Here is a 312-nt window from a genome sequence, read left to right as displayed (position 1 = left end):
ATTAGTAAGCCAATACATGATAGACAAAGGTGCAGGGGTAATTATTAATAGTGCATCCATTTACGGAAAAGAATCAGGCGGATTACCTGCGTATAACACCTCAAAATCAGCAGTAATCAGCTTTACAAAAGCCTTTAGCTCTGAAGTAATTAAACATAATATTCGTGTTGTTGGTATCGCCCCTGGGGCGATCTTCCATCCAAATAAAGAATGGAATCGACGTATCCAAAACGATCCAAACTTCATAACAAATTATGCAAGCGCTAGAATACCTGCAGGACGACTAGGTAAACCTGAGGAAATTGGAAACAC

Annotated in this window: 1 protein-coding gene; it reads left to right on the top strand. The window is 39.4% G+C overall.

Features of this window, described 5'->3' with window-relative positions:
• Window positions 1-16 precede the first annotated feature (16 nt).
• A partial coding sequence (locus tag JKP73_RS22455) for an SDR family NAD(P)-dependent oxidoreductase (RefSeq protein WP_234447179.1) occupies window positions 17-312 on the top strand: 296 nt, incomplete at its 3' end.

Source organism: Virgibacillus salexigens (assembly GCF_014905415.1).
In the GTDB taxonomy this organism is placed as follows: domain Bacteria; phylum Bacillota; class Bacilli; order Bacillales; family Amphibacillaceae; genus Virgibacillus; species Virgibacillus salexigens.
The sequence above is the reverse complement of the archived record's forward strand: the minus strand, read 5'-3'. Positions and strand labels throughout refer to the sequence as shown.